Origin of the sequence: Streptomyces sp. NPDC088910 (genome assembly GCF_044749865.1) — a bacterium.
GTDB lineage: Bacteria > Actinomycetota > Actinomycetes > Streptomycetales > Streptomycetaceae > Actinacidiphila.
In genome coordinates this window covers 299,723-319,400 of record NZ_JBIVIV010000009.1, presented here as the reverse complement: position 1 = coordinate 319,400, position 19,678 = coordinate 299,723, and the positions used below count along the sequence as shown (strand labels likewise).

Below are 19,678 nucleotides of genomic sequence, written 5' to 3'. Positions count from 1 at the left end.
GGGCACGGGGTGTTCGAGTGCTGGGCATGGGGGCGCGCGGCGTCCGGGAGCGGGCCGTGTCGGCGTGCGCCCTTCCGGCGCGGACCGTTCCGGCACGGAGCGGTGAGGGGTGAATCGTCGGCGTACGGGTCGGCGCGGTCAGTAGCAGACGGCCAGTGCGTCGAGCGCGACCGCGCCCTGCCCGCGCGGCAGCACCATCAGCGGGTTGATGTCGAGTTCGGCGAGCGAGTCGCCCAGTTCCATGGCCATTCGCTGCACGCGCATGACCACGTCGACGAGCGCGTCGGTGTCGGCGGGCGGCGCCCCCCTGACCCCGTCGAGGATCCTGCGGCCCCGCAGGTCGTCCAGCATGCCGCGCGCGGTGTCCGGCCCGAAGGGCGGTACGCGTACGGCGGTGTCGGCGAGGACCTCGACCAGGATTCCGCCGAGTCCCACGGTGACGGTCGGGCCGAAGAGCGGGTCGGGCGAGACGCCGACCACCATCTCCACGCCGCGCTCGACGAGTTGGCAGACCAGGATGCCGTCCAGATCGATGTCGGCGGCGCGGGCCGTGTCGGTGAGTTCGCGGTAGGCGTCCCTGACCTGGCTGGCCGAGGTGAGGCCGAGCCTGACCAGGCCCAGCTCCGTCTTGTGCCCGAGCTGCGCCGCGGAAGCCTTCATCACCACCGGGTAGCCGACCAGGCCCGCGGCCCGGACGGCGCCCGCCGCGCTGGTCACCAACTGCTCGCGCGGCACCCGGATCCCGTACGCCCGCAGCAGTTGCTTGGCCGCGTGCTCGCTGAGCTGGTGGCCCGCGCGCAGCAGGCCGCGCGCCTTGCGCGCCGAGGACGACGGTGTGCGCGGCGCTTCGTCGAAGGGCGAGCGGTAGGCGGCGGTGAAACGGTGGTGGTCGAGGTAGGACTTCACGGCGGTGACGCAGTTGCCGAAGGTGCGGAAGGTCGCCAGCCGGGAGGAGCCGAGCAGGGTGGTGCGGTAGGCGTCCTCGGTGCCGACCGGGGAGCCCCAGACCACGCAGATCAGCTTGTCCGTCTCCTCGGCCGCGTCCGCCAGGTCGCGGGCCAGCTTGTCGCTCATCGGCGGGAAGGGGCCGGTGATGGGACAGATCAGTACGCCGACGGCCGGATCGGCCAGGATCGCGTCGATGATCTTCCGGCCGCGCCAGTCGCCCACCGGGTGGCCGCCGTTGTCGACGGGGTTGGCGACGTTCAGGTAGTCCGGGATCCACTGGTGGAGTTCGGTGCGCTTGGCCTCCGACAGCGCGGGCAGCCGCAGCCCGGCCGAAGTGGCCAGGTCGGCGAAGTGCGCGCCGGTGCCGCCGGATATGGAGTAGACGACGACCCCGTCCGCGGCGGGCGGCCGGGCGCGGGCCAGCAGGGCCGCGGTGTCCTGGAGTTCGTCGAGCCCGTCGACGCGGATCACGCCGAACTGCCGCAGGGCGGCGTCGATCACGGAATCGGTCCCGGTGAGCTTGCCGGTGTGCGAGGCGGCGGTCCTGGCCCCGGCGTCGGTGCGGCCCACCTTGACCATCACCACCGGCACCTTGCGCCGGGCGGCGCGGTCGGCGGCGAGGCAGAACGACCTGCCGTCCTTGAGCCCTTCCACATACGCCGCGATGGCGCCGACCTCGGGCTGCCCGGCGAAGTAGGAGATGAAGTCGGCGGTCTCCAGGTCCGCTTCGTTGCCGGTGGGCGCCCAGTGGCTGAGCCGGATGCCGAGTTGCTGGAGGGAGTGCAGGGGGCGGCCCTGGTGGCCGGACTGGGTGATCAGCGCGATGGCGGGTCCCGTGAGGTCCTCGCGGAACTCCTCGAAGGCGTTGAGGTTGGTGTTCGGCCCGAGCAGCCGCAGGCCGGAGCGGGCGACGACCTCGGCCAGCCGGGTCTGGGCCGCCGCGCCCTCGGCGCCGGTCTCGGCGAAGCCGGAGGCGAAGGCCACGGCGAAGGAGACCTTCGCCTCGCCCAGTTGCTCGATCACCGGCAGCGGGTCGGCGACCAGCAGCACCGCCAGGTCCACGTCCTCCGGGAGATCGGCCACCGAGGCGTGGCAGGGCAGGCCGAAGACGGTCTCCCGGCCGGGGTTGACCGGCAGCAACTGGGCGCCGACCCGCTGCGACCAGGTCAGGAGCTGTCGCGTGATGCCGGTGTTGGGCCGCCCCTCGGTGTCGGACGCGCCGACCACCGCCACCGTCCGTGGCCGGAAGAACCTGTCGAGGTCGGGTACGGGGGCGTGCAGCGGACGGCCGCCGACATCGGTGTCCGACCCGCCGCGCGCGACGGGCCCCGGGCCGGGACTGCGGGTGCTGAACGTGGATCCGAGCATCGGTCTCGCCCCCTCCTGCTGCTGGGTCTACAGAACTGACGCATAGTCAGATTACTGAACTGACGACCTGTCAGGAACAGTCGGGTCACGGAAAAGAAATGTGCGGCCCTGTGCGGGGTGCGGACGCGCGGCGTCCGGTTCGCTCGCGGGGACGCGGGGTTCCGGCGTCCCGAGCGGGTCGGCGGCCTGCCTATGGAGAGAGGGGGATGTGGGAGCGGGCGTGCGGCAGCGCGCGCACGCCCGGGTGCCGCGGCGGTACGTACGAAGCGGGCGCGTACGGGTCAGCGGGTGTGGGACACCTTCCGGGCGATCCGGCGGGCGTCGATGGCCATTTCGCGGAACATGCCGCTGATGGGGTTGGTGAAGCCGGTGAAGTACAGACCGGGGGCGCCCTTGGGCGAGCGGGCGCCGTGCGCGACCGGGCGCCCGCGCCCGTCGAGTACGCCGAGGTGGCCGACGAGCGGTTCGAGGCCGCGCCGGTACCCGGTGGCGGCGATGACGACCTCGGGGCTGATCTGCGAGCCGTCGGCCAGGTGCACCTTGTCCCCGTCGAAGCGCTCGACGGCGGCGACGGGTTCGACCCGCCGGGCGCGTACGGCCTCGATCAGGCCCACGTCCTGCACGGGGATGGAGCCGTCGAGCACGCGCGCGTACAGGCCGGTCTCCGGGCGGGGCAGGCCGTACGCCGACAGGTCGGGCACGCTGGCCCGCTCGATGTACGGGGCGACGCGGTCGACGACGCGGGTCGGCAGCCGTCGGCACAGGATGCCGCTGGCCTGCGCGGGCCAGCCCGCCGTGGACCGGCGCATGATGTGCGGCGGGGTGCGGACGGCGAGCCGTACCCGGGCGGCGCCGCCTTCGACGAGGTCGACGGCGATCTCGGCGCCGCTGTTGCCGACGCCGACGACGAGCACGTCGCGCCCGGCGTAGGGGGCGGCGTTGCGGTAGGCGGCGGAGTGCAGGAGTTCGCCGGGGAAGGTGTCGCGGCCCTCCCAGTCCGGTATGTGCGGCGCGTGGTTGTGGCCGGTGGCGACGACGACCACGGGGGAGGTGAGCACCCGGCCGCCGTTGGCGGGCAGCTCCCAGCCCGCGCCCGACGCCGCGCGGTCGACGCGCTCCACCGCTATGCCGGTGGTGATGTCCAGGTCGTGGTGCTCGGCGTACTGCTCCAGGTAGCGCACCACGTCGTCGCGGGCGACCCAACGGCCGTACGCGCGCGGGATCTGCAGACCGGGGAGCGCGGACAGCCGGCGCGTGGTGTGCAGGCGCAGCCGGTCGTAGTGGGCGCGCCAGGAGGCGCCGAGGTGCTCCGAGCGCTCCAGTACCAGGGGGCGCACCCCTCGCGCTCTGAGCGCGGCAGCGGCGGCCAGGCCGCCGGGTCCCGCGCCGATGACGATGGCGTCCGGCTCGGCGGTCGCGCTGCTCGCGGGTGTGCCCGAACCGGCGTTGCTGGGGTGGGACATGGAGAACTCCCGGGGCCTGAAAGTCGTACGAGAAACGAGTTGCGGCGGTACCGGAAGGTAACTGCTCGCGCGCGTGTGAGCGTAGCCCGGAACGGATCGGTCGGCGAGGTTCGGTCCGGCCTCTTGCGCATACCGCCCGCCGTCCGCTGAACTGACGTACCGTCAGATTTGGAGGAGGTCCGGCATGCGCGCGATCTGGCTCAGCGGCCCGGAATGGCTGGCCGTACTGCGCATAGGGCTGGGGCTGTGGTGGCTGGAGAGTTGGCGGCACAAGGACAAGAAGGCGTGGTTCGCGCGCGGTACGGGCATCGCCTGGGCCGCCGACGTGGCCGAGCGGCACCGCTGGCCCTTCGTGCGCACCGGCTTCGCGGCGGTCGTCGCCCCGCGGCCTCGCCTGATGGCGTACGTCGTCGTCTACGCCGAACTCGCCCTCGGGCTCGGGCTGATCACCGGCCTGCTCACCCCCGTCGCCCTCGTCGGCGGCCTGCTGCTGAACCTGCTCTACCTCGTCCTGGTGATCCACGACTGGGCCGAGCAGGGACAGAACGCGATGATGGCGCTGATCTCGGTCGTGGCGTTCTTCGCCGTGAGCTGGCAGACATGGTCGCTGGACGACGCCTTCGGGCTGTTCCGGTGAGCGGCGCGGCGCGGTTCGACCTGCCGCGGACCGACGCCTTCACCCGGACCTATTGGGACGCGGCGGCCGAGGGGCGGCTGCTCATCCGGCGCTGCCGGGCCGACGGATGCGGCGCCGCGCACCACTACCCGCGCGAATTCTGCCCGCACTGCTGGAGCGAGGACGTGGTCTGGGAGACCGCCTCCGGCCTCGCCACCCTCTACACCTGGTCGGTCGTCCACCTCAACGACCTGCCGCCGTTCCGCGACCGGCTCCCCTACGCGGCGGCCGTCGTCGATCTCGCCGAAGGGCCGCGCATGATGACGGAAGTCATCGACTGCGCGGCGCAGAGATTACGGATCGGCATGCCGCTGAGGGTGGATTTCCGCCGTGGCGCGGACGCGGGAACCCCGCCCGAGGACGAGCCCGCGATCCCCGTCTTCCGCCCGGCCTGAGCCCCTGCCGCCCGCGTGAGGCGGACGTCAGCGCTTGGCCGTCACCATGTGCGGCGTATGCGACCGGGCCCGTACCGCCTTCCGGTACAGTGCCTGGATCGCGTCGTCGAAGAACGGGCTGTACGAGATCCGGTCGGACAGCCCGCCCTCGTCCTCGCCGCCGATCAGACCGATGACGCTGCCGCTCTGGGTGCGGGTGTTGTAGTCGAGCAGCCACGGGCTGCCGGAGGTGCCGGCGAAGTAACCCGCGCACACCAGCTGCAATTGGCGCAGCCCTTCGAGCCGCGAGGTGGTCGTCGTGCAGGTGATCGCCTCGTCGGACGGGTCGTCGGAGGTGCGCGGGTAGCCGATGACGGTGACGCGGTTGTGGAAGCCCGGTGTACGGATCAGGCGGTTGCCGCCCGTCACCTCCTCGATCCGCCGCCCGTCCGCGTCCGGCGCGACCCGGGCGAAGGCGAAGTCGTAGGCGGATTCGGCGTCGTCCGCGGGTGCCCAGCGCGCGTCGGTGAAGACCTGCGAGACGGCCCAGATCCCGTACGGCTGCCGGGCCGCACCCGCGCGGAACTGCGGTACGAAGCCGATGTTCGCGCCCGGCCGGCAGTGCGCGGCGGTCAGGATCAGGTCGCGGCCGGGGCTGTGCACGACGCTCGCGGTGCAGAAGTGCGCGGTCATGTCGCCGTCGACCGAGAAGAGCATGCCGACGGTCGGGACGCCCCCGAAGTGCGTCGCGGTCTCGGAGCGGGTGAACGGTCCCGGCACGGTGCCCGGTTCCGCTGCCGGGCCGAGCTGCCGGACCGACGACGGCATGGAGTCGGCCATCCGCTCGGGGGTCCAGAAGCGCGCGGCGGCCCTGTTCGTCCAGTGCGGCGCCGTACGCGGGCGTCCGGCACCAGGCAGCAGCACCGACACCAGGACCAGCGCGGCGGTGCACACGGCGGGCAGCAGGAGACGTCGCAGCACGCGGGAAGGGTATCGGGCGCACCCGGCCGCGTACGGCCGGGACACCGGCGCTGACCGGTGCGGATTGCCCGGCCTCAGCCCCGGCCGAGCACCATCGTGCCGGAGGAGCAGAACCAGCCGCCCGTCCCCGAGGCGACGGCCAGCTCCGGCAGCCGCCCGCCTGGCTTGCGCACTTGCCGCTCACCCGCATCGCCGCGCAACTGCCGTACGGCCTCGACCAGCAGGAAAAGACCGCGCATACCGGGGTGGCAGGCGGACAGGCCGCCGCCGTCGGTGTTCACCGGCAGCGCGCCGTCCACCGTCAGCCGCCCGTCCGCCACAAAGGCGCCGCCCTCGCCCTTGGCGCAGAACCCCAGATCCTCCAGCGTTACCAGCGTCATATAGGTGAAGGCGTCGTAGATCTCCGCCAGGTCGATCTCCGCGGGCGTCACCCCCGCGCGCTCGAAGGCCAGCCGTCCCGAGGCCGCGGCGGGGGAGACGGTGAAGTCCGGCCACTGGGCCATCGATGTGTGCGACACCGACGTGCCGCTGCCCAGCACCCATACCGGCGGCTTGGCGCAATCCGTCACATATTCCTCGGCCGCCAGCAATACGGCGCCGCCGCCGTCGGAGCGCAGGCAGCAGTGCAGCTTGGTGAACGGGTCCGCGATCATCGGCCCCGACAGCACCTCGTCCACGGTGATGGGCGCGCGGTACATGGCGTCGGGATTGCGGGCCGCGTTCGACCGCGCCTGGACGGCGACTTCGGCGAGCTGCTCCAAGGTGGTGCCGTACTCGTGCATATGGCGCCGCGCGGCCATCGCGTACTTGGAGATCAGCGTGTGGCCGTAGGGGACCTCGAACTGGAGCGGGCCGCCCGCGCCGAAGGACAGATTGGCGGTACGGCGGCCCGCCTTGAGATCGGCGCGGGCGGTGGAGCCGTAGACGAGCAGCACGGCGTTGGCGTGGCCCGCGGCTATGGCGTCCGCCGCGTGCGCGGCCATCACCTCCCACGTCGAGCCGCCCACGGCCGTGGAGTCCACCCAGGTCGGCCGCAGCCCCAGATACTCGGCCACCTCGACCGGCGCCAGCGTGCCGAGCCCGGCGGAGGCCAGGCCGTCCACCACGGCCCGGTCGAGACCGGAGTCGGCGAGCGCGCGCCTGGCCGCCTGCGCGTGCAGCGCGTACGCGGTGGCGTCGTCCACCCGTCCGCAGTCCGACAGGGCGACACCGACGACCGCCACAGCACGTTGTCCACGGGGGCGTTGAGCCATGAATCTGACGGTACATCAGATTCGGGTGGCGGCGATACGGTGCCGGTACGGGTTCAGCGCCGCCTGTCCGACCGCTTGCTCAGCAGTGCGAGCGCGCTCAGCGCCTGTGTGATCGAGACCAGCGACAGCAGGATGTACAGCGCCCTGCGCAGCCCGTCCGGATGCGCCCAGAACTGCGCGCTGATCCACACCACCAGCAAGATCGCCCACGTCCACGCGTATGCCCTGAGCTGGGTCGTCGAGGAGTCGGGGCCGGGGGAGAGGAAGCGGCGGAGGGCGCTGCGCCGCGGCGCCCCCGGAGGCTGGCTGCTGCTGGTCATGCGGGACATGATGCCCCGCCGGGGCGTGTGCGTCGGTGCGCGGGGTCCGGGGTGGGTCGGTTTCACGGTCCCAGGCGGGCGCTCTTGTGGGGCCGCGCACGGGTGGCGGCCGTGGGGTGCCGCGGGTTGGCGTATCCGCCCGGGCGCTGGTGTGGCGCCCGCCACCAGGTGCGGCCTTGGTGCCGGCTCGCGTATCGGCGGTGCACGGGCCTGGGCATCGTGGCGGGGGGCACCTAAAATGACGGCCCGTCAGATCGCAGTCGCGGCAGGGAGGAGCGGCCGATGGACGCCGCGTTCACCGACGAGCAGGCCGAAATCCGGCGCACATTGCGGGACCTGCTGCACAAACGCTGTGGTCCCGACGATGTGCGGGCCGCGGTCGCCACGGCGGCGGGGCACGACGAGGCGCTGTGGCGCCATCTCGCGCAGACGCTCGGCCTGCCGGGGCTCGCGCTGCCCGCAGCGGTCGGCGGCGTCGGCTGCGGCCCCACCGAACTGGTCCTCGCCTGCGAGGAGACCGGCCGGGCGCTGCTGCCGTCCCCGCTGCTCGGCACCTCCGTCCTGGCCGCGCCCCTGGTCGCGGCCCTCGGCAACCAGGAGCAGCGGGCTCGCCTGCTGCCGCGGATCGCCGACGGCACCCTGACCGCCGCGCTGGTCACCGCTGGCCCGTCGGCCACAGCTCTGGCCCTCACCGGGCCCAATGACGGCGACTGGGCGGGTGGCGGCCGGGCGGGCGGCGTCCAGGCTCGCGCGGCGGCCGACGGGCCGCCAGGACGGCACCTGCTCTACGGGCAGGCGGACCGCGCGCTCGGCGCGCACAGCGCGGACCTGCTGATCGTGGCGGCCCACACCGGCGGATACGCGGCCACCCGTACCCGGCTCTTCCTCGTCGAATCCACCGCACCGGGGCTCGTACGCACCCGCCTGACCGCGCTCGACGAGACCCGGCCCCTGGCCCGCGTCGAGCTGCGCGACACTCCCGCTGAAGCGCTCGGCGGCGCCCCCGCCGCCGCCCTGGCCGACGCCGGCCGCCTCGCCGCCGCCGCGCTGGCCGCGGAAGCCGTGGGCGCCGCCGATCACGCGCTCACCTCGACGGTGGAGTACGTGAAGGTCAGGGAGCAGTTCGGGCGCCCGATCGGCTCCTTCCAGGCGGTCAAGCACCGGCTCGCCGACCTGTACGTACAGCTTCAGGCGGCGCGGTCCGCCGCCTATTACGCCGCCTGGGCGGCCGGGGCCTCCTCCGGGGCGGACGACACCGAGGCGAGCGCCGAATTCGAGCTGGCCGCGCCCGTAGCCCTCGCCCAGGCGCTGGAAACGCTGCGCATGGTGGCGGGCGCGGCGATCCAGTTGCACGGCGGCCTCGGCTTCACCTGGGAGCACCACGCGCATCTGTACTTCAAGCGGGCCACCGCCGACGAACTGCTCTTCGGACCGGTCGACGCCCTGCGCGCGCACGCCGCGGACCGGGCGGGGCTCTTCGCGCCCTCGGTGGTCAGGAGCGCGGCGTGAGCGGCGCGGCCGACGCCGACGTGAAGGGCGCCGTCAGCGGGCGCGGTGTGGTCAGCAGGACCGGCGTTCTGGGCAGGTCCGTGCAGAAGGTGTCGGCCACCCGGGCCTTCGCCAAGATCGCGCCGCATGTCGTGCCGGTCATGGACAGCGCGGTCCACCGGCTGACCGGCGGAAGGTTCCTGGTCAGCGCGAGCCTGCTGCCCGGCGTCGTCCTCACCGCGACCGGCGCCCGCAGCGGACTGCCGCGGCGTACGCCGCTGGCGTGCATGCCGGAGGACGGCGGCACCCTCGTTCTCGTGGGCAGCAACTTCGGCCGTCCGGGGCATCCGGCCTGGTCGGCCAATCTGCTGGCGCATCCCGACGCCGTGGTCAGCGGCCGGGGCCGCGACCTCCAGGTCACTGCGAACCTGCTGACCGGCGACGACCGCGCCGCCGCGTGGAAGGCGCTGGTCGCCTTCTGGCCGCCCTACGCGGTCTACGCCTCCCGCGTGACGCGCGAGATCCGGGTGTTCCGGCTGACGCCGCGCGAGTGAGGCGGGGGTGAAGGGTCACCCACACGAAGACGCGGATAGGTGGCGTCACCCACACGAAGACGCGGGCAGAAGTCGCGCGCACGGGAGCGTGAACACGGAGGCGTGCGCGCGGGAGCGTGTACACGAAGCCGGGAATCCGTGCCGTCACCCACACGAAGACGCGGGCGCCGCGTACCTCCCCCGAGGACTGTGCGGCGCCCGCGTCAGGGCGTGACTTTCTGGCAGGACGGCGAAACGTCAACGCGCAAAGCGGTGCGTGCCGCGTCCGCTACTTGGCGGGCTTCTTTCCGGTCACACCGAGGTGGACCAGCAGCGCGAGATTCGGCTTCAGCTCGGCCTGCTTGACGCCCCAGCTCGTGAAGCCCTTCTGGTGAGCGGCGACAGCGGCCAGCATGGCGACCAGCGATCCGGCGACGGCCGCCGGGCTGACCTCCTTGTCGACCTTGCCCTTGCTCTGAAGGTCCTTGATGGAGTCGGTCAGGGAATTGGTGACGGCGTTGAGGATCTTCATGCGGATCTTGTAGAACCGCTTGTCCCCTTCCGCTGCTCCGAGGTCGACGACGCGCAAAATGGCGTCGTGCTTCCGCCAGAAGGAGAGGAAACCGTCGACGAGTTCCTCGGCCGCCTGGGCGCCTGATTTGCCGACCCAGGAGCGGCCCGCGACCAATTCGGTCAGGCCCGCCCCCTCCTTGGCCATCTCGTCGGCGAGTTCGAGAACGGCGCCCTCGACGTCGGGGAAGTACTGGTAGAACGTTGCGGGGGAGGTGCCCGCCATCCGGGCGACGTCGATGACCTTGACGTCCCGGTACGGCGACGTGCTGAGCATCTCGCCCAGGCAGTCGAGCAGCTTCTGCCGCGTCGCCTGCCCGCGGCGACCGGCAACACGGCCGTCGACGGTGCGAACTTGTCCTGTCATGCCGTCAGTTTACCGACGGGTGATCAGCGCGCGATTCGGCCGCCTGCAAATGGGGAGGCAGCTCACCGCCACCATGAACATGCAGCTCAGCACCGGTTACATAGCGTGCTGACGAGGAGGCCAGAAAGAGGACGGGACCGGCGATGTCGGCCGGTTCCGCGAATCTCCCCAGCGGTATGGCGGCGGCCACCGCGCGCTGTACGGCGGGGTCGCCCTCCCCGTAGTGCGCCGCCGAGCGGTCCGTCAGCACCAGGCCCACGACCAGGCAGTTCACCCGGATCGCGGGGCCCCACTCGGCGGCCAGCGAGCGGGTGAGAGAGGCCAGGCCCGCTTTGGCGGCGCCATATGCGGCGGTTCCCGGCGAGGGGCGGCTGCCGCTGACGCTGCCGATGTTGACGATGGAGCCGCCGTCCGGCTGGCGGGCCATCAGGGCGTACGCGGCCTGTGCGCAGTACAGCGGCGCCAGCAGATTCAGCTCGACGACCGCCCGCGAGAAGCGCGGCGAGGCGGTGGCGGCGTCGGCGGCGGGGGAGCCGCCCGCGTTGTTCACCAGCAGGTCGAGCCGCCCGTACGCCTCGGCGACGTGCGCGAAGAGCGCCCGCACCGCCTCGGGGTCGCGGACGTCCGCGGGCCGGAAGGCGACACCGGGCGGCAGGTCCGCGGGCGGTGTGCGCCCGCACACCAGCACCCGAGCGCCGGCCGCCGCCAGCGCCTCGGCGATGCCCCGGCCGATGCCGCGCGTGCCGCCGGTCACGACCGCCACTCGCCCTTCCAGGTCATCCGTCACGTGGGCTATCGTGCCAGAGGAACTGACGATCCGTCAGATCTGTGCCGGACATCGGTCGGGATCCGGATCCGTACATCCGTAAAAGGCCAACGAGCGGGCGGAGGACGGCGCATGGCGATACAGGTGGCACGCCCCGGGACCGGCGTCGCGGAAGTGGTGATCGACGCGCCGCCGGTCAACGCGATCGACGTGAAGGGCTGGTTCGCACTCGCCGACGCGCTCACCGCGCAGGGCGCGGACCCCGAGGTGCGGGCGGTGGTCCTGCGCGCGGAGGGCCGCGGATTCTGCGCGGGGGTCGACCTCAAGGAGATGCAGAGCACCGCCGGATTCGACGCGCTGCTCGGCGCCAACGCCGGATGCGCCGCCGCCTTCTCCGCCGTCTACGACTGTCCGGTCCCCGTGATCGCCGCCGTGCACGGCTTCTGCCTCGGGGGCGGCATCGGTCTGGCCGGGAACGCCGATCTGGTCATCGCCTCCCATGACGCGTACTTCGGCCTGCCCGAGGTCGACAGGGGCGCGCTCGGCGCCGCCACTCACCTGGCCAGGCTCGTACCGCAGCAGCGCATGCGGCACATGGTCTACACGTCGCAGAACGCCACGGCCGCCGAGCTGCACGGTTACGGCACGGTCCTCGCGCTCACCCCCAGGGATCGTCTGCGCGACGCAGCCATCGAGATCGCCACCGCGGTCGCCGCCAAGGACCCGCAGGTGGTCAGGGCCGCGAAACAGTCGCTCAACGGCATCGACCCGGTCGACGTCAAGCGCTCCTACCGCTACGAGCAGGGCTTCACCTTCGAACTCAACCTGGCGGGCGTCGGCGACCGGCTGCGCGACGCCTTCACCGAGGGAGGCGCCGGATGACGGACAAGCGCATGACCGCCGACGAGGCGATAGCGCACCTCGCCGACGGCATGACCGTCGGCATCGGCGGCTGGGGCTCGCGCCGCAAACCGATGGCCCTGGTGCGGGCGATCCTCCGCTCCCCGCTCACCGACCTCACCCTGGTCTCCTACGGCGGCCCCGACGTCGGCCTGCTGTGCGCGGCGGGCAAGGTCCGCAAGGTCGTCTACGGCTTCGTCACCCTCGATTCCGTCCCCCTGGAGCCGCATTTCCGCGCCGCCCGCGAGAACGGCACCGTCAAGGCGCTCGAAATGGACGAGGGCATGTTCCTGGCCGGGCTGCGCGCCGCCGCCCTCCGGCTGCCCTTCATGCCGGTACGCGCCGGGCTCGGCGCCGACGTGCTGCGGTACGCGCCCGAGCTGCGGGTGCTCCCCGACCCCTACGGCACCGGGGACGAGGTGGTCGCCGTACCGCCGCTGCGGCTGGACGCCGCCCTGGTGCACGCCAACCTCGCCGACCCCGCGGGCAGCGCCGCACTCACCGGGCCCGACCAGTTCTTCGACGACCTGTTCTGCCAGGCCGCGGACGCCGCCTATGTGTCGGCCGAACGCGTCGTGCCCACCGCGGACCTGCTCAAGGAGGCGGGGTGCGTGCACGCCCTCGTCCTGCACCGCTACCTCACCCACGGCGTGATCGAGGCACCGCGCGGCGCGCACTTCACCGAGTGCCCGCCCGAATACGGCCGCGACGAGCCGTTCCAGCGCGCCTACGCGACCGCCGCGGCCGACCCGGCGGCCTGGGCCGCCTTCACCGAACGCTTCCTCAGCCATATGGATGAATCGTCTTATCAACAGGCTGTGGATAACTTCCGCGAGGAGGCGGCCCGATGACCGCGCCCCCGAACGGCCCGACCGCGCCCCCGAACGACTCGACCGCCCCCGCCACCAGGGCCGAGATCTGCGTCACCGCCTGCGCCGACGCCTGGCGCGGCGACGGCGAGATCCTGGCCAGCCCCATGGGCGTCGTGCCCACCCTCGGCGCCCGCCTCGCCCGCGCCACCTTCGCCCCCGACCTGGTGCTCAGCGACGGGCTGGCCTATCTGCTGGCCGGCGACATCCCCCTCGGGGCGGCACCCGACGCGCTCAGTGTCGAGGGCTGGCTGCCCTACCGCGCGGTCCTCGACCTGGCCGCGCGCGGGCGGCGTCACGTCATGATGGGCCCCAGCCAGATCGACGCGTACGGCAACGCCAACATCTCCTGCATCGGCCCCTGGGCCCGCCCCACCCGGCAGCTCCTCGGCGCGCGCGGCGCCCCCGGCAACACCGTCAACCACACCACCAGCTACTGGGTGCCCCGGCACGCCCCGCGCGCCTTCGTCGAGCGCGTCGACGTCGTCTGCGGCATCGGCTACGACCGCGCCGCCGCCGTCGGCCGCGCCGCGCGCTTCCACGGTCTGCGCACGGTCGTCACCAATCTGTGCGTCCTGGACTTCGGCGGACCCGGCCACCACATGCGGCTCGCCTCGCTGCACCCCGGCGTCACCCTGGAGCAGGTCGTAGCGGCGACCGGCTTCCGCCTCACCGTCCCGGCCCGCGTCCCCACCACCCGACAGCCCACCGACGCCGAACTGCGCGTCCTGCGCGACGTCCTCGACCCGCGCTCCGCCCGCGACCGCGAGGTCCCCGCATGACCGCCGACGGTCCGCTGAGCACCCGCCTCACCGACCTCACCGGCATCCGCCACCCCATCGTGCAGACCGGTATGGGATACGTCGCCCGCCCCCGCCTCGTCGCCGCCGCGGTCAACGCCGGGGCCCTCGGCGTACTGGCCGCCGCCACCTTGTCGTACGACGAACTGACCGCGGCCGTCGCCGAGGTCAAGGCGGCGGCCCCCGGACGGCCCTTCGGGGTCAACCTCAGGGCCGACGCGCCGGACGCGGCACGGCGGATCGCGCTGATGGGCCGCGAGGGCGTACGGGTGGCGTCCTTCGCCCAGGCGCCGACCAGGGAGCTGATCCGCGCCGCACACGACGAGGGGATGGTCGCGGTGCCGTCGGTCGGGGCGCGGCGGCACGCGGAGAAGGTCGCCGAGTGGGGCGCGGACGCGGTGATCGTGCAGGGCGGCGAGGGCGGCGGGCACACCGGCCGGGTGCCGACCACGCTGCTGCTGCCGCAGGTGGTGGACGCGCTGCGGGGCAGCGGGGTGGCCGTGGTCGGCGCGGGCGGCTTCTTCGACGGGCGCGGCCTCGTCGCGGCCCTCGCCTACGGCGCCGACGGCATCGCGATGGGCACCCGCTTCCTGCTGACCTCCGACGCGCCCGTGCCGCGCGCCGTCCAGGACCGCTACCTGGCCGCCGACGTCACCGGCACCCTCGTCACCACCGAGGTCGACGGGGTGCCGCACCGCGTCCTCGCCACCGACTTCGTCCGCTCGCTGGAACGCGGCGGCCCCCTCGTCCGGCTCCCGCGCGCGCTGCGCAACGCCGTCCGCTTCTCCCGGCTGTCCGGGACGCCGCTGCGCGCGATGCTCTGGGAGGGACGGGCGATGCGCGGCGCCCGCGAGCTGAGCTGGCCGCAGGTCCTGATGGCCGCGAACACCCCGGTGCTGCTCCGCGCCGCGATGGTCGAAGGGCGCGCTGACCTGGGCGTCATGGCCTCGGGGCAGGTGGCGGGAGTGATCGCCGACCTGCCCTCGTGCGCGGAGCTGGTGGACCGGATCATGGCCGAAACCGAGGAAGTCCTGGGCCGTCTCAAGAATTGACCATATGTTCGAATTCTCTCTCGTGCGGGCGGGAAGATCACTGGTTACGGTGGCATTCCAGACATTCGCGAGAGGAACCAGCTCATGTCCGCATTCGGTGAAGGCGCTCCCTGTTGGGCCGACGTCTCGCTTCCCGACCTCGCGGCCGGGCGGCGTTTCTACGGCGAGCTGTTCGGCTGGACGTTCGAGGACCAGGGCGAGCAGTTCGGGCACTACACGCTGGCCAAGCTCGACGGGAAGAACGCGGCGGCCCTGATGGGCAAGATGGACGAGTCGATGCCCACGGCCTGGGGCATACACCTGGCCACCGCGGACGCCGCGAAGACCGCGGCCAAGATCACCGAGGCGGGCGGGCACGTCGTCTTCGGCCCCGACGAGATCGGCGACACCGGTGTGCTGGTCGGCGCCGTCGACCCGGGCGGCTCCTTCTTCGGCGCCTTCCAGCTCCGCGGCCACCCCGGCTTCGACGTGGTCAACGTGCCCGGTGCCTACTGCTGGACCGAGAACCACACGCGGGACGCGGCGGCGGTCGACGCCTTCTACGAGACGGTGTTCGGCTACGACGGCGTGCAGGTCGGTGACGGCGTCCACTTCGACTACAAGGTGTGGTCCCGCCCCGGCGACCCCGAGGGCCAGCTCGCCGGCCGGATGAACAGCGCGTCCGGCGGCGGGGACGAGCCGCCCGCCTTCCAGGTCTACTTCGTGGTCGCGGACTGCGACGCCGCCGCCGACACCGTGGGCCGGCTCGGCGGACGGGTCGTCATGGGACCGGAGGACTCGCCGTTCGGACGGATGGCCGTCGTCGCCGACGACCAGGGCGCGAGGTTCGCGATCATCGACGTGACGCGGAGGAGCGGTTCGATACCCGGCGCGTGAGCCGGATCAGAGCCGTTCGATGACGGTGACGTTGGCCTGGCCGCCGCCCTCGCACATGGTCTGGAGGCCGTAGCGGCCACCGGTGCGCTCCAGGTGGTGCAGCAGGGTGGTCATCAGCCGGGCGCCGGTCGCGCCCAGCGGGTGGCCGAGGGCGATGGCGCCGCCGCACGGGTTGACCACGTCGGGGTCGGCGCCGGTCTCCTTCAGCCAGGCCAGCACCACGGACGCGAACGCCTCGTTGATCTCCACCGCGTCGAAGTCGCCGATGGACATGCCCGTCCTGGCCAGGGCGTGTTCGGTCGCGGGGATCGGCCCGGTCAGCATGCGGATCGGGTCGGAGCCGCGGGCGGACAGATGGTGGATCCGCGCGCGGGGGGTCAGGCCGTGGTCGCGCACCGCCTGTTCGCTCGCGACGAGCAGCGCGGCGGCGCCGTCGGAGATCTGTGAAGACAGGGCCGCGGTGAGCCGGCCACCGGGCACGATCGACGGCAGGGCGGCCATCCGCTCCGCCGAGGTGTCGCGGCGGGGGCCCTCGTCGGTGGCGAGTTCGGGGAGGGCGGCCGTTTCGCGGGCGAACCAGCCGCTGTCGAGCGCGTGCAGGGCGCGACGGTGGCTCTCCAGGGCGAAGCGCTCCATGTCCTCGCGGCTGATGTCCCAGTCGCGGGCGATGAGCTCGGCCCCGCCGAACTGGCTGACGGGCTGGTCGCCGTAGCGGGCGCGCCAGCCGGTGGACCCGGAGAACGGATCGGTGAAGCCGTACTCGCGGCCCACCACCATGGCCGCGCCGATCGGTATCCGGGACATGCTCTGGACGCCGCCCGCCACGACCAGGTCGCTGGTGCCGGACAGCACGGCCTGCGCCGCGAAGTGCACGGCCTGCTGGGAGGAGCCGCACTGCCGGTCGACGGTCACGCCCGGTACGTGCTCGGGCAGTCCGGCCGCCAGCCAGCAGGTGCGGGCGATGTCACCGGCCTGGCCGCCGATGGCGTCCACGCAGCCGAAGACGACGTCCTCGACGGCGCCGGGGTCGAAGCCGCCGCGTTCGACCAGGGCGGCCAGCACATGGGCGCCGAGGTCGGCGGGGTGGACGGGGGCGAGCGCGCCGTTCTTGCGGCCGACGGGGGTGCGTACCGCTTCGACGATGTAGGCCTCGGGCATCGGGGGCTCCGTTCTCGCAGGGCTGGGAGGTGACGAGAGGTGACGTGAGGGTGATGAGAGAGGTGAGGCGATGTGAGGTGACGTGCCTTGAGGTGAGGGCGCGGTGGCGTGCGATGAGGTGCGTCCTGGCCGTACCGGGATCTGACGATCCGTCAGATAGTCGGTTATCCTAGCGCGGTGACGGACCTTTCCTTCAGTGCTCAACAGGACGCGTTCCGGCGGGAGATACGGGACTGGCTCGCCCGTCGGGTGCCGCGTGAGCCGCTGCCGTCGATGGACACGGCGGACGGTTTCCGCGCGCACCAGGAGTGGGAGCGGACGCTGTACGAGGCCGGGTGGGCGGTCGTCGGATGGCCGGAGGAGTACGGGGGAAGGGGCCTCGGCCTGGACGAGTGGCTGATCTTCGAGGAGGAGTACTGGCGGGCGGGCGCGCCGGGGCGCGTCGGGCAGAACGGCATCTTCCTGTTCGCGCCCACCGTCTTCGCCTTCGGTACGGAGGAGCAGCGGGCGCGGGTGCTGCCGCCGATGGCCAGCGGGGAGGAGGTGTGGGCGCAGGGCTGGTCGGAGCCGGAGGCGGGTTCCGACCTGGCGAATCTGCGGGCGCGGGCGGTACGGGACGAGGCGCGCGGCGGGTGGCGGCTGAGCGGGCAGAAGACGTGGAGTTCGCGGGCGGCCTACGCGCACCGGCTCTTCGGCCTCTTCCGGAGCGACCCCGACTCGCGGCGGCACCACGGCCTGACGTACTTCATGGTCGACCTGGCGGCGCCGGGCGTGACGGTACGGCCGATCCGGCAGCTCGACGGGGAGGCCGGATTCGCGGAGGTGTTCCTGGACGACGTGTTCGTGGCCGACCGGGACGTCCTGGGGGAGGCGGGGGAGGGGTGGCGGATCGCGATGTCCACCACCGGGAGCGAGCGGGGGCTGAGTCTGCGGAGCCCCGGACGGTTCCTGGCGGCGGCCGACCGGTTGCTCGACCTGTGCCGTCTGCGCCCGGAACAGACGGCGCCGCACCGGGACGCGGTGGCGGACGTGTGGATGCGGGCGGAGGCGTACCGGCTGTACACCTACCGGACGGTGACGCGGATGCGGGAGGGCAAGGAGAGCGGGCCGGAGTCCTCGCTGAACAAGGTCTTCTGGTCGGAACTGGACCTCGACCTGCACGACATCGCGCTGCGCGTGCTCGGCGCGGAGGCGGAGCGGTGCGGGCCGTGGCTGGACGGCTACCTCTTCGCGCTCGCCGGACCCATCTACGCGGGCACCAACGAGATCCAGCGCAATGTGATCGCCGAGCGGCTGCTCGGCCTCCCCCGGGAGCCCCGCCGATGAGACTCGCGCCCACGCCCGACGAACAGCTCTTCGCCCGCACCGCCCGCGAGTTGCTGGCGGCGCGCTGCACACCGGCCGACGTGCGCGCCGGGTTCTCGCGGGACCGCTGGCGGGCGCTCGCCGGGATCGGGGCGACCGGGCTGCTGGTCCCGGAGGAGTACGGCGGCCTCGGTCTCGGTTCCGGTCCCGGTGCCGACGGCTACGGTCCCGGCGGCCACGGTTCCGGCAGGCAGCACCTCGGAGGGCGGCGCCTCGACGAGCCGCCCCCGGGCGCGCAGGCGCTCGTTGCGCTCACCGAGGAGGCGGGCCGCGCGTGCCTGCCCGAGCCGTTGCTGGAGGCGGCGGTCGCGGCGGAACTGCTCGGGGGGCTGCCGGAAGGGGCGGATCTGCTGCGCGGGCTGGCGGAGGGCGCGGTGACCGTCGCCGTGTCCCTTCCAGCCCGGGTTCCGGCGCCGGGACCCGTACCCGCGTCCGCATCCGTACGCACGTCCGTACCCACGTCCGCATCCGTATCCGTATCCGAACCAGCAGGTCAGCCCGTTGTCGCGCACGCCGCCCACGCCGATCACGTGCTGCTGGTCACGGAAGACGGTGGGCTGCGGGAGGCGGGGGCCGGGCCGCGTACGCCCGTTGCCGGGGTCGACCCGAATCGGGGGCTGGCGCGTGTGGCGGAAGGTGGCGGGCGGGTGCTCGCGCGGGAGTGGGGGGAGGCGGCCGGGAAGGCGGCGCGGCTTGGGGCGATCGGGGCGGCGGCCGATCTGGTGGGCGCGGCGGCGGCGATGCTGGAGCGGACGGTGGAGTACGCCAAGGGCCGCGTGCAGTTCGGGTCGCCGATCGGCGAGCGGCAGGCGGTGAAGCACCGGCTGGCGGACGTCCTGCTGGCCGTGGAATTCGCGCGGCCGGTGGTGGCGCGGGCGGCGTACGCGTACGACCACGGGCTGCCCAGTGCGGCGCGGGACGCGGCCATGGCGAAGGTCTTCGCGAACGAGGCGGCGGGGAAAGCGGCGCGCGGGTGCCTCCAGGTGCACGGTGCGATCGGTTATACCGACGAGTACGACCTCTCGCTCTGGCTGCGCCGGGTGTGGGCGCTCTCCGCCGCGTGGGGCGATTCCACCCGGCATCGCGCCGCCGTGGCGGCCGACCTCTTCGCGCCGGGCGGCCCGTCCCCGTCCTGCCCGCCGCGCTGAACCCCACCGCCCCGGGATCGAGCCGCGACCGACCCAGGACCGTCCTGGCACCAAGCCGCGACCGACCCGCGCGGCCCCCCCCGTCCACCGGCGCCTGCCCCGACTCGCCCGCCCCGTAAGGCACTTGGACGCCGCCGGTGCGCCACGTGCGTCCCATGCCTCCCTCCCGGACGCCTCGTTCGGCGCGCCGCGCGCCGGAGACGGTGCGAATGGCGGATGATAACGAGTTCGCTCTCCGGGCGTGTCGCGGCGGCCCCGGGTTCGCAACCGGCGCCCATCCCAGGAAGAATCAGGCCCGTACCCTGGCGCTTGGGCCGGTCGAACGGGGTACGGAGCGCGCAGAGCGGGCAAAGCAGTACAGGCGGGCGCAAGCGCTCGATCACGACAGCACGGCACGAGCACG

19 protein-coding genes are annotated in these 19,678 nt (G+C 73.1%); 11 read left to right on the top strand and 8 right to left on the bottom strand.

Going from position 1 to position 19,678, the window contains the following annotated elements; translation table 11 throughout:
- Positions 1–138: 138 nt before the first annotated feature.
- Positions 139–2,316: an acetate--CoA ligase family protein gene (locus tag ACIP4Z_RS22355; protein WP_401310639.1), complete on the bottom strand. Its 2,178-nt coding sequence runs from the start codon at positions 2,314–2,316 to the stop codon at positions 139–141.
- Between the two features lie 281 nt (positions 2,317–2,597).
- A complete protein-coding gene (locus ACIP4Z_RS22350; RefSeq protein WP_401310636.1) occupies positions 2,598–3,779 on the bottom strand; it encodes a flavin-containing monooxygenase in 1,182 nt (393 codons plus the stop codon).
- Positions 3,780–3,963: 184 nt separating this feature from the next.
- Between ACIP4Z_RS22350 and ACIP4Z_RS22345 the strand changes: the two genes are divergently transcribed.
- Positions 3,964–4,416: a DoxX family protein gene (locus ACIP4Z_RS22345; protein ID WP_401310633.1), complete on the top strand. Its 453-nt coding sequence runs from the start codon at positions 3,964–3,966 to the stop codon at positions 4,414–4,416.
- Positions 4,380–4,850: a Zn-ribbon domain-containing OB-fold protein gene (locus ACIP4Z_RS22340; protein ID WP_401310630.1), complete on the top strand. Its 471-nt coding sequence runs from the start codon at positions 4,380–4,382 to the stop codon at positions 4,848–4,850. Before ACIP4Z_RS22345 ends, ACIP4Z_RS22340 begins: the two co-directional genes overlap by 37 nt.
- 27 nt (positions 4,851–4,877) lie before the next feature.
- Here the strand turns inward: ACIP4Z_RS22340 and ACIP4Z_RS22335 are convergent, their stop codons facing one another.
- The 3 genes from ACIP4Z_RS22335 to ACIP4Z_RS22325 form a co-directional block, all read right to left on the bottom strand.
- Positions 4,878–5,810, bottom strand: a complete 933-nt coding sequence (locus ACIP4Z_RS22335) for a trypsin-like serine peptidase (RefSeq protein WP_401310627.1) — start codon at positions 5,808–5,810, stop codon at positions 4,878–4,880.
- Between the two features lie 74 nt (positions 5,811–5,884).
- Complete coding sequence (locus tag ACIP4Z_RS22330; protein WP_401310624.1) at positions 5,885–7,063, bottom strand: acetyl-CoA acetyltransferase; 1,179 nt, start codon at positions 7,061–7,063, stop codon at positions 5,885–5,887.
- Positions 7,064–7,116: 53 nt separating this feature from the next.
- The gene (locus ACIP4Z_RS22325; protein ID WP_355337618.1) at positions 7,117–7,383 is read right to left on the bottom strand and encodes a hypothetical protein; all 267 of its coding nucleotides are present in this window, start codon (positions 7,381–7,383) and stop codon (positions 7,117–7,119) included.
- Between the two features lie 282 nt (positions 7,384–7,665).
- On the opposite strand from ACIP4Z_RS22325, the gene ACIP4Z_RS22320 reads away from it, so the two are divergent.
- Both ACIP4Z_RS22320 and ACIP4Z_RS22315 read left to right on the top strand, forming a co-directional pair.
- On the top strand, positions 7,666–8,892 hold the full coding sequence (locus tag ACIP4Z_RS22320; RefSeq protein ID WP_401310621.1) for an acyl-CoA dehydrogenase family protein: 1,227 nt from the start codon (positions 7,666–7,668) through the stop codon (positions 8,890–8,892).
- A 47-nt stretch (positions 8,893–8,939) separates the two neighbouring features.
- Entirely contained in the window at positions 8,940–9,425 is a 486-nt protein-coding gene (locus tag ACIP4Z_RS22315; RefSeq protein ID WP_401310724.1) for a nitroreductase family deazaflavin-dependent oxidoreductase, read from the top strand.
- A 268-nt stretch (positions 9,426–9,693) separates the two neighbouring features.
- On the opposite strand, the gene ACIP4Z_RS22310 is transcribed toward ACIP4Z_RS22315, so the two are convergent.
- The gene (locus ACIP4Z_RS22310) at positions 9,694–10,341 is read right to left on the bottom strand and encodes a TetR/AcrR family transcriptional regulator (RefSeq protein ID WP_355337624.1); all 648 of its coding nucleotides are present in this window, start codon (positions 10,339–10,341) and stop codon (positions 9,694–9,696) included.
- Positions 10,342–10,345: 4 nt separating this feature from the next.
- A complete protein-coding gene (locus tag ACIP4Z_RS22305) occupies positions 10,346–11,128 on the bottom strand; it encodes an SDR family oxidoreductase (RefSeq protein WP_401310616.1) in 783 nt (260 codons plus the stop codon).
- Positions 11,129–11,239: 111 nt separating this feature from the next.
- Between ACIP4Z_RS22305 and ACIP4Z_RS22300 the strand changes: the two genes are divergently transcribed.
- From ACIP4Z_RS22300 to ACIP4Z_RS22280, 5 genes are all read left to right on the top strand, one after another.
- Positions 11,240–11,989: an enoyl-CoA hydratase family protein gene (locus ACIP4Z_RS22300; RefSeq protein ID WP_401310613.1), complete on the top strand. Its 750-nt coding sequence runs from the start codon at positions 11,240–11,242 to the stop codon at positions 11,987–11,989.
- Positions 11,986–12,858: a CoA transferase subunit A gene (locus ACIP4Z_RS22295; RefSeq protein ID WP_401310610.1), complete on the top strand. Its 873-nt coding sequence runs from the start codon at positions 11,986–11,988 to the stop codon at positions 12,856–12,858. Before ACIP4Z_RS22300 ends, ACIP4Z_RS22295 begins: the two co-directional genes overlap by 4 nt.
- Positions 12,855–13,658, top strand: a complete 804-nt coding sequence (locus ACIP4Z_RS22290) for a CoA-transferase subunit beta (RefSeq protein WP_401310607.1) — start codon at positions 12,855–12,857, stop codon at positions 13,656–13,658. Before ACIP4Z_RS22295 ends, ACIP4Z_RS22290 begins: the two co-directional genes overlap by 4 nt.
- Entirely contained in the window at positions 13,655–14,728 is a 1,074-nt protein-coding gene (locus ACIP4Z_RS22285; protein WP_401310604.1) for an NAD(P)H-dependent flavin oxidoreductase, read from the top strand. Before ACIP4Z_RS22290 ends, ACIP4Z_RS22285 begins: the two co-directional genes overlap by 4 nt.
- Positions 14,729–14,812: 84 nt before the next feature.
- The gene (locus ACIP4Z_RS22280; protein ID WP_355337642.1) at positions 14,813–15,604 is read left to right on the top strand and encodes a VOC family protein; all 792 of its coding nucleotides are present in this window, start codon (positions 14,813–14,815) and stop codon (positions 15,602–15,604) included.
- A 6-nt stretch (positions 15,605–15,610) separates the two neighbouring features.
- Here the strand turns inward: ACIP4Z_RS22280 and ACIP4Z_RS22275 are convergent, their stop codons facing one another.
- Positions 15,611–16,762: an acetyl-CoA C-acetyltransferase gene (locus ACIP4Z_RS22275; RefSeq protein WP_401310600.1), complete on the bottom strand. Its 1,152-nt coding sequence runs from the start codon at positions 16,760–16,762 to the stop codon at positions 15,611–15,613.
- Between the two features lie 177 nt (positions 16,763–16,939).
- Here ACIP4Z_RS22275 and ACIP4Z_RS22270 point away from each other — a divergent pair, with 177 nt between their 5' ends.
- Entirely contained in the window at positions 16,940–18,088 is a 1,149-nt protein-coding gene (locus ACIP4Z_RS22270) for an acyl-CoA dehydrogenase family protein (RefSeq protein WP_401310597.1), read from the top strand.
- Positions 18,085–19,275, top strand: a complete 1,191-nt coding sequence (locus ACIP4Z_RS22265) for an acyl-CoA dehydrogenase family protein (RefSeq protein ID WP_401310594.1) — start codon at positions 18,085–18,087, stop codon at positions 19,273–19,275. Before ACIP4Z_RS22270 ends, ACIP4Z_RS22265 begins: the two co-directional genes overlap by 4 nt.
- Positions 19,276–19,678 lie beyond the last annotated feature (403 nt).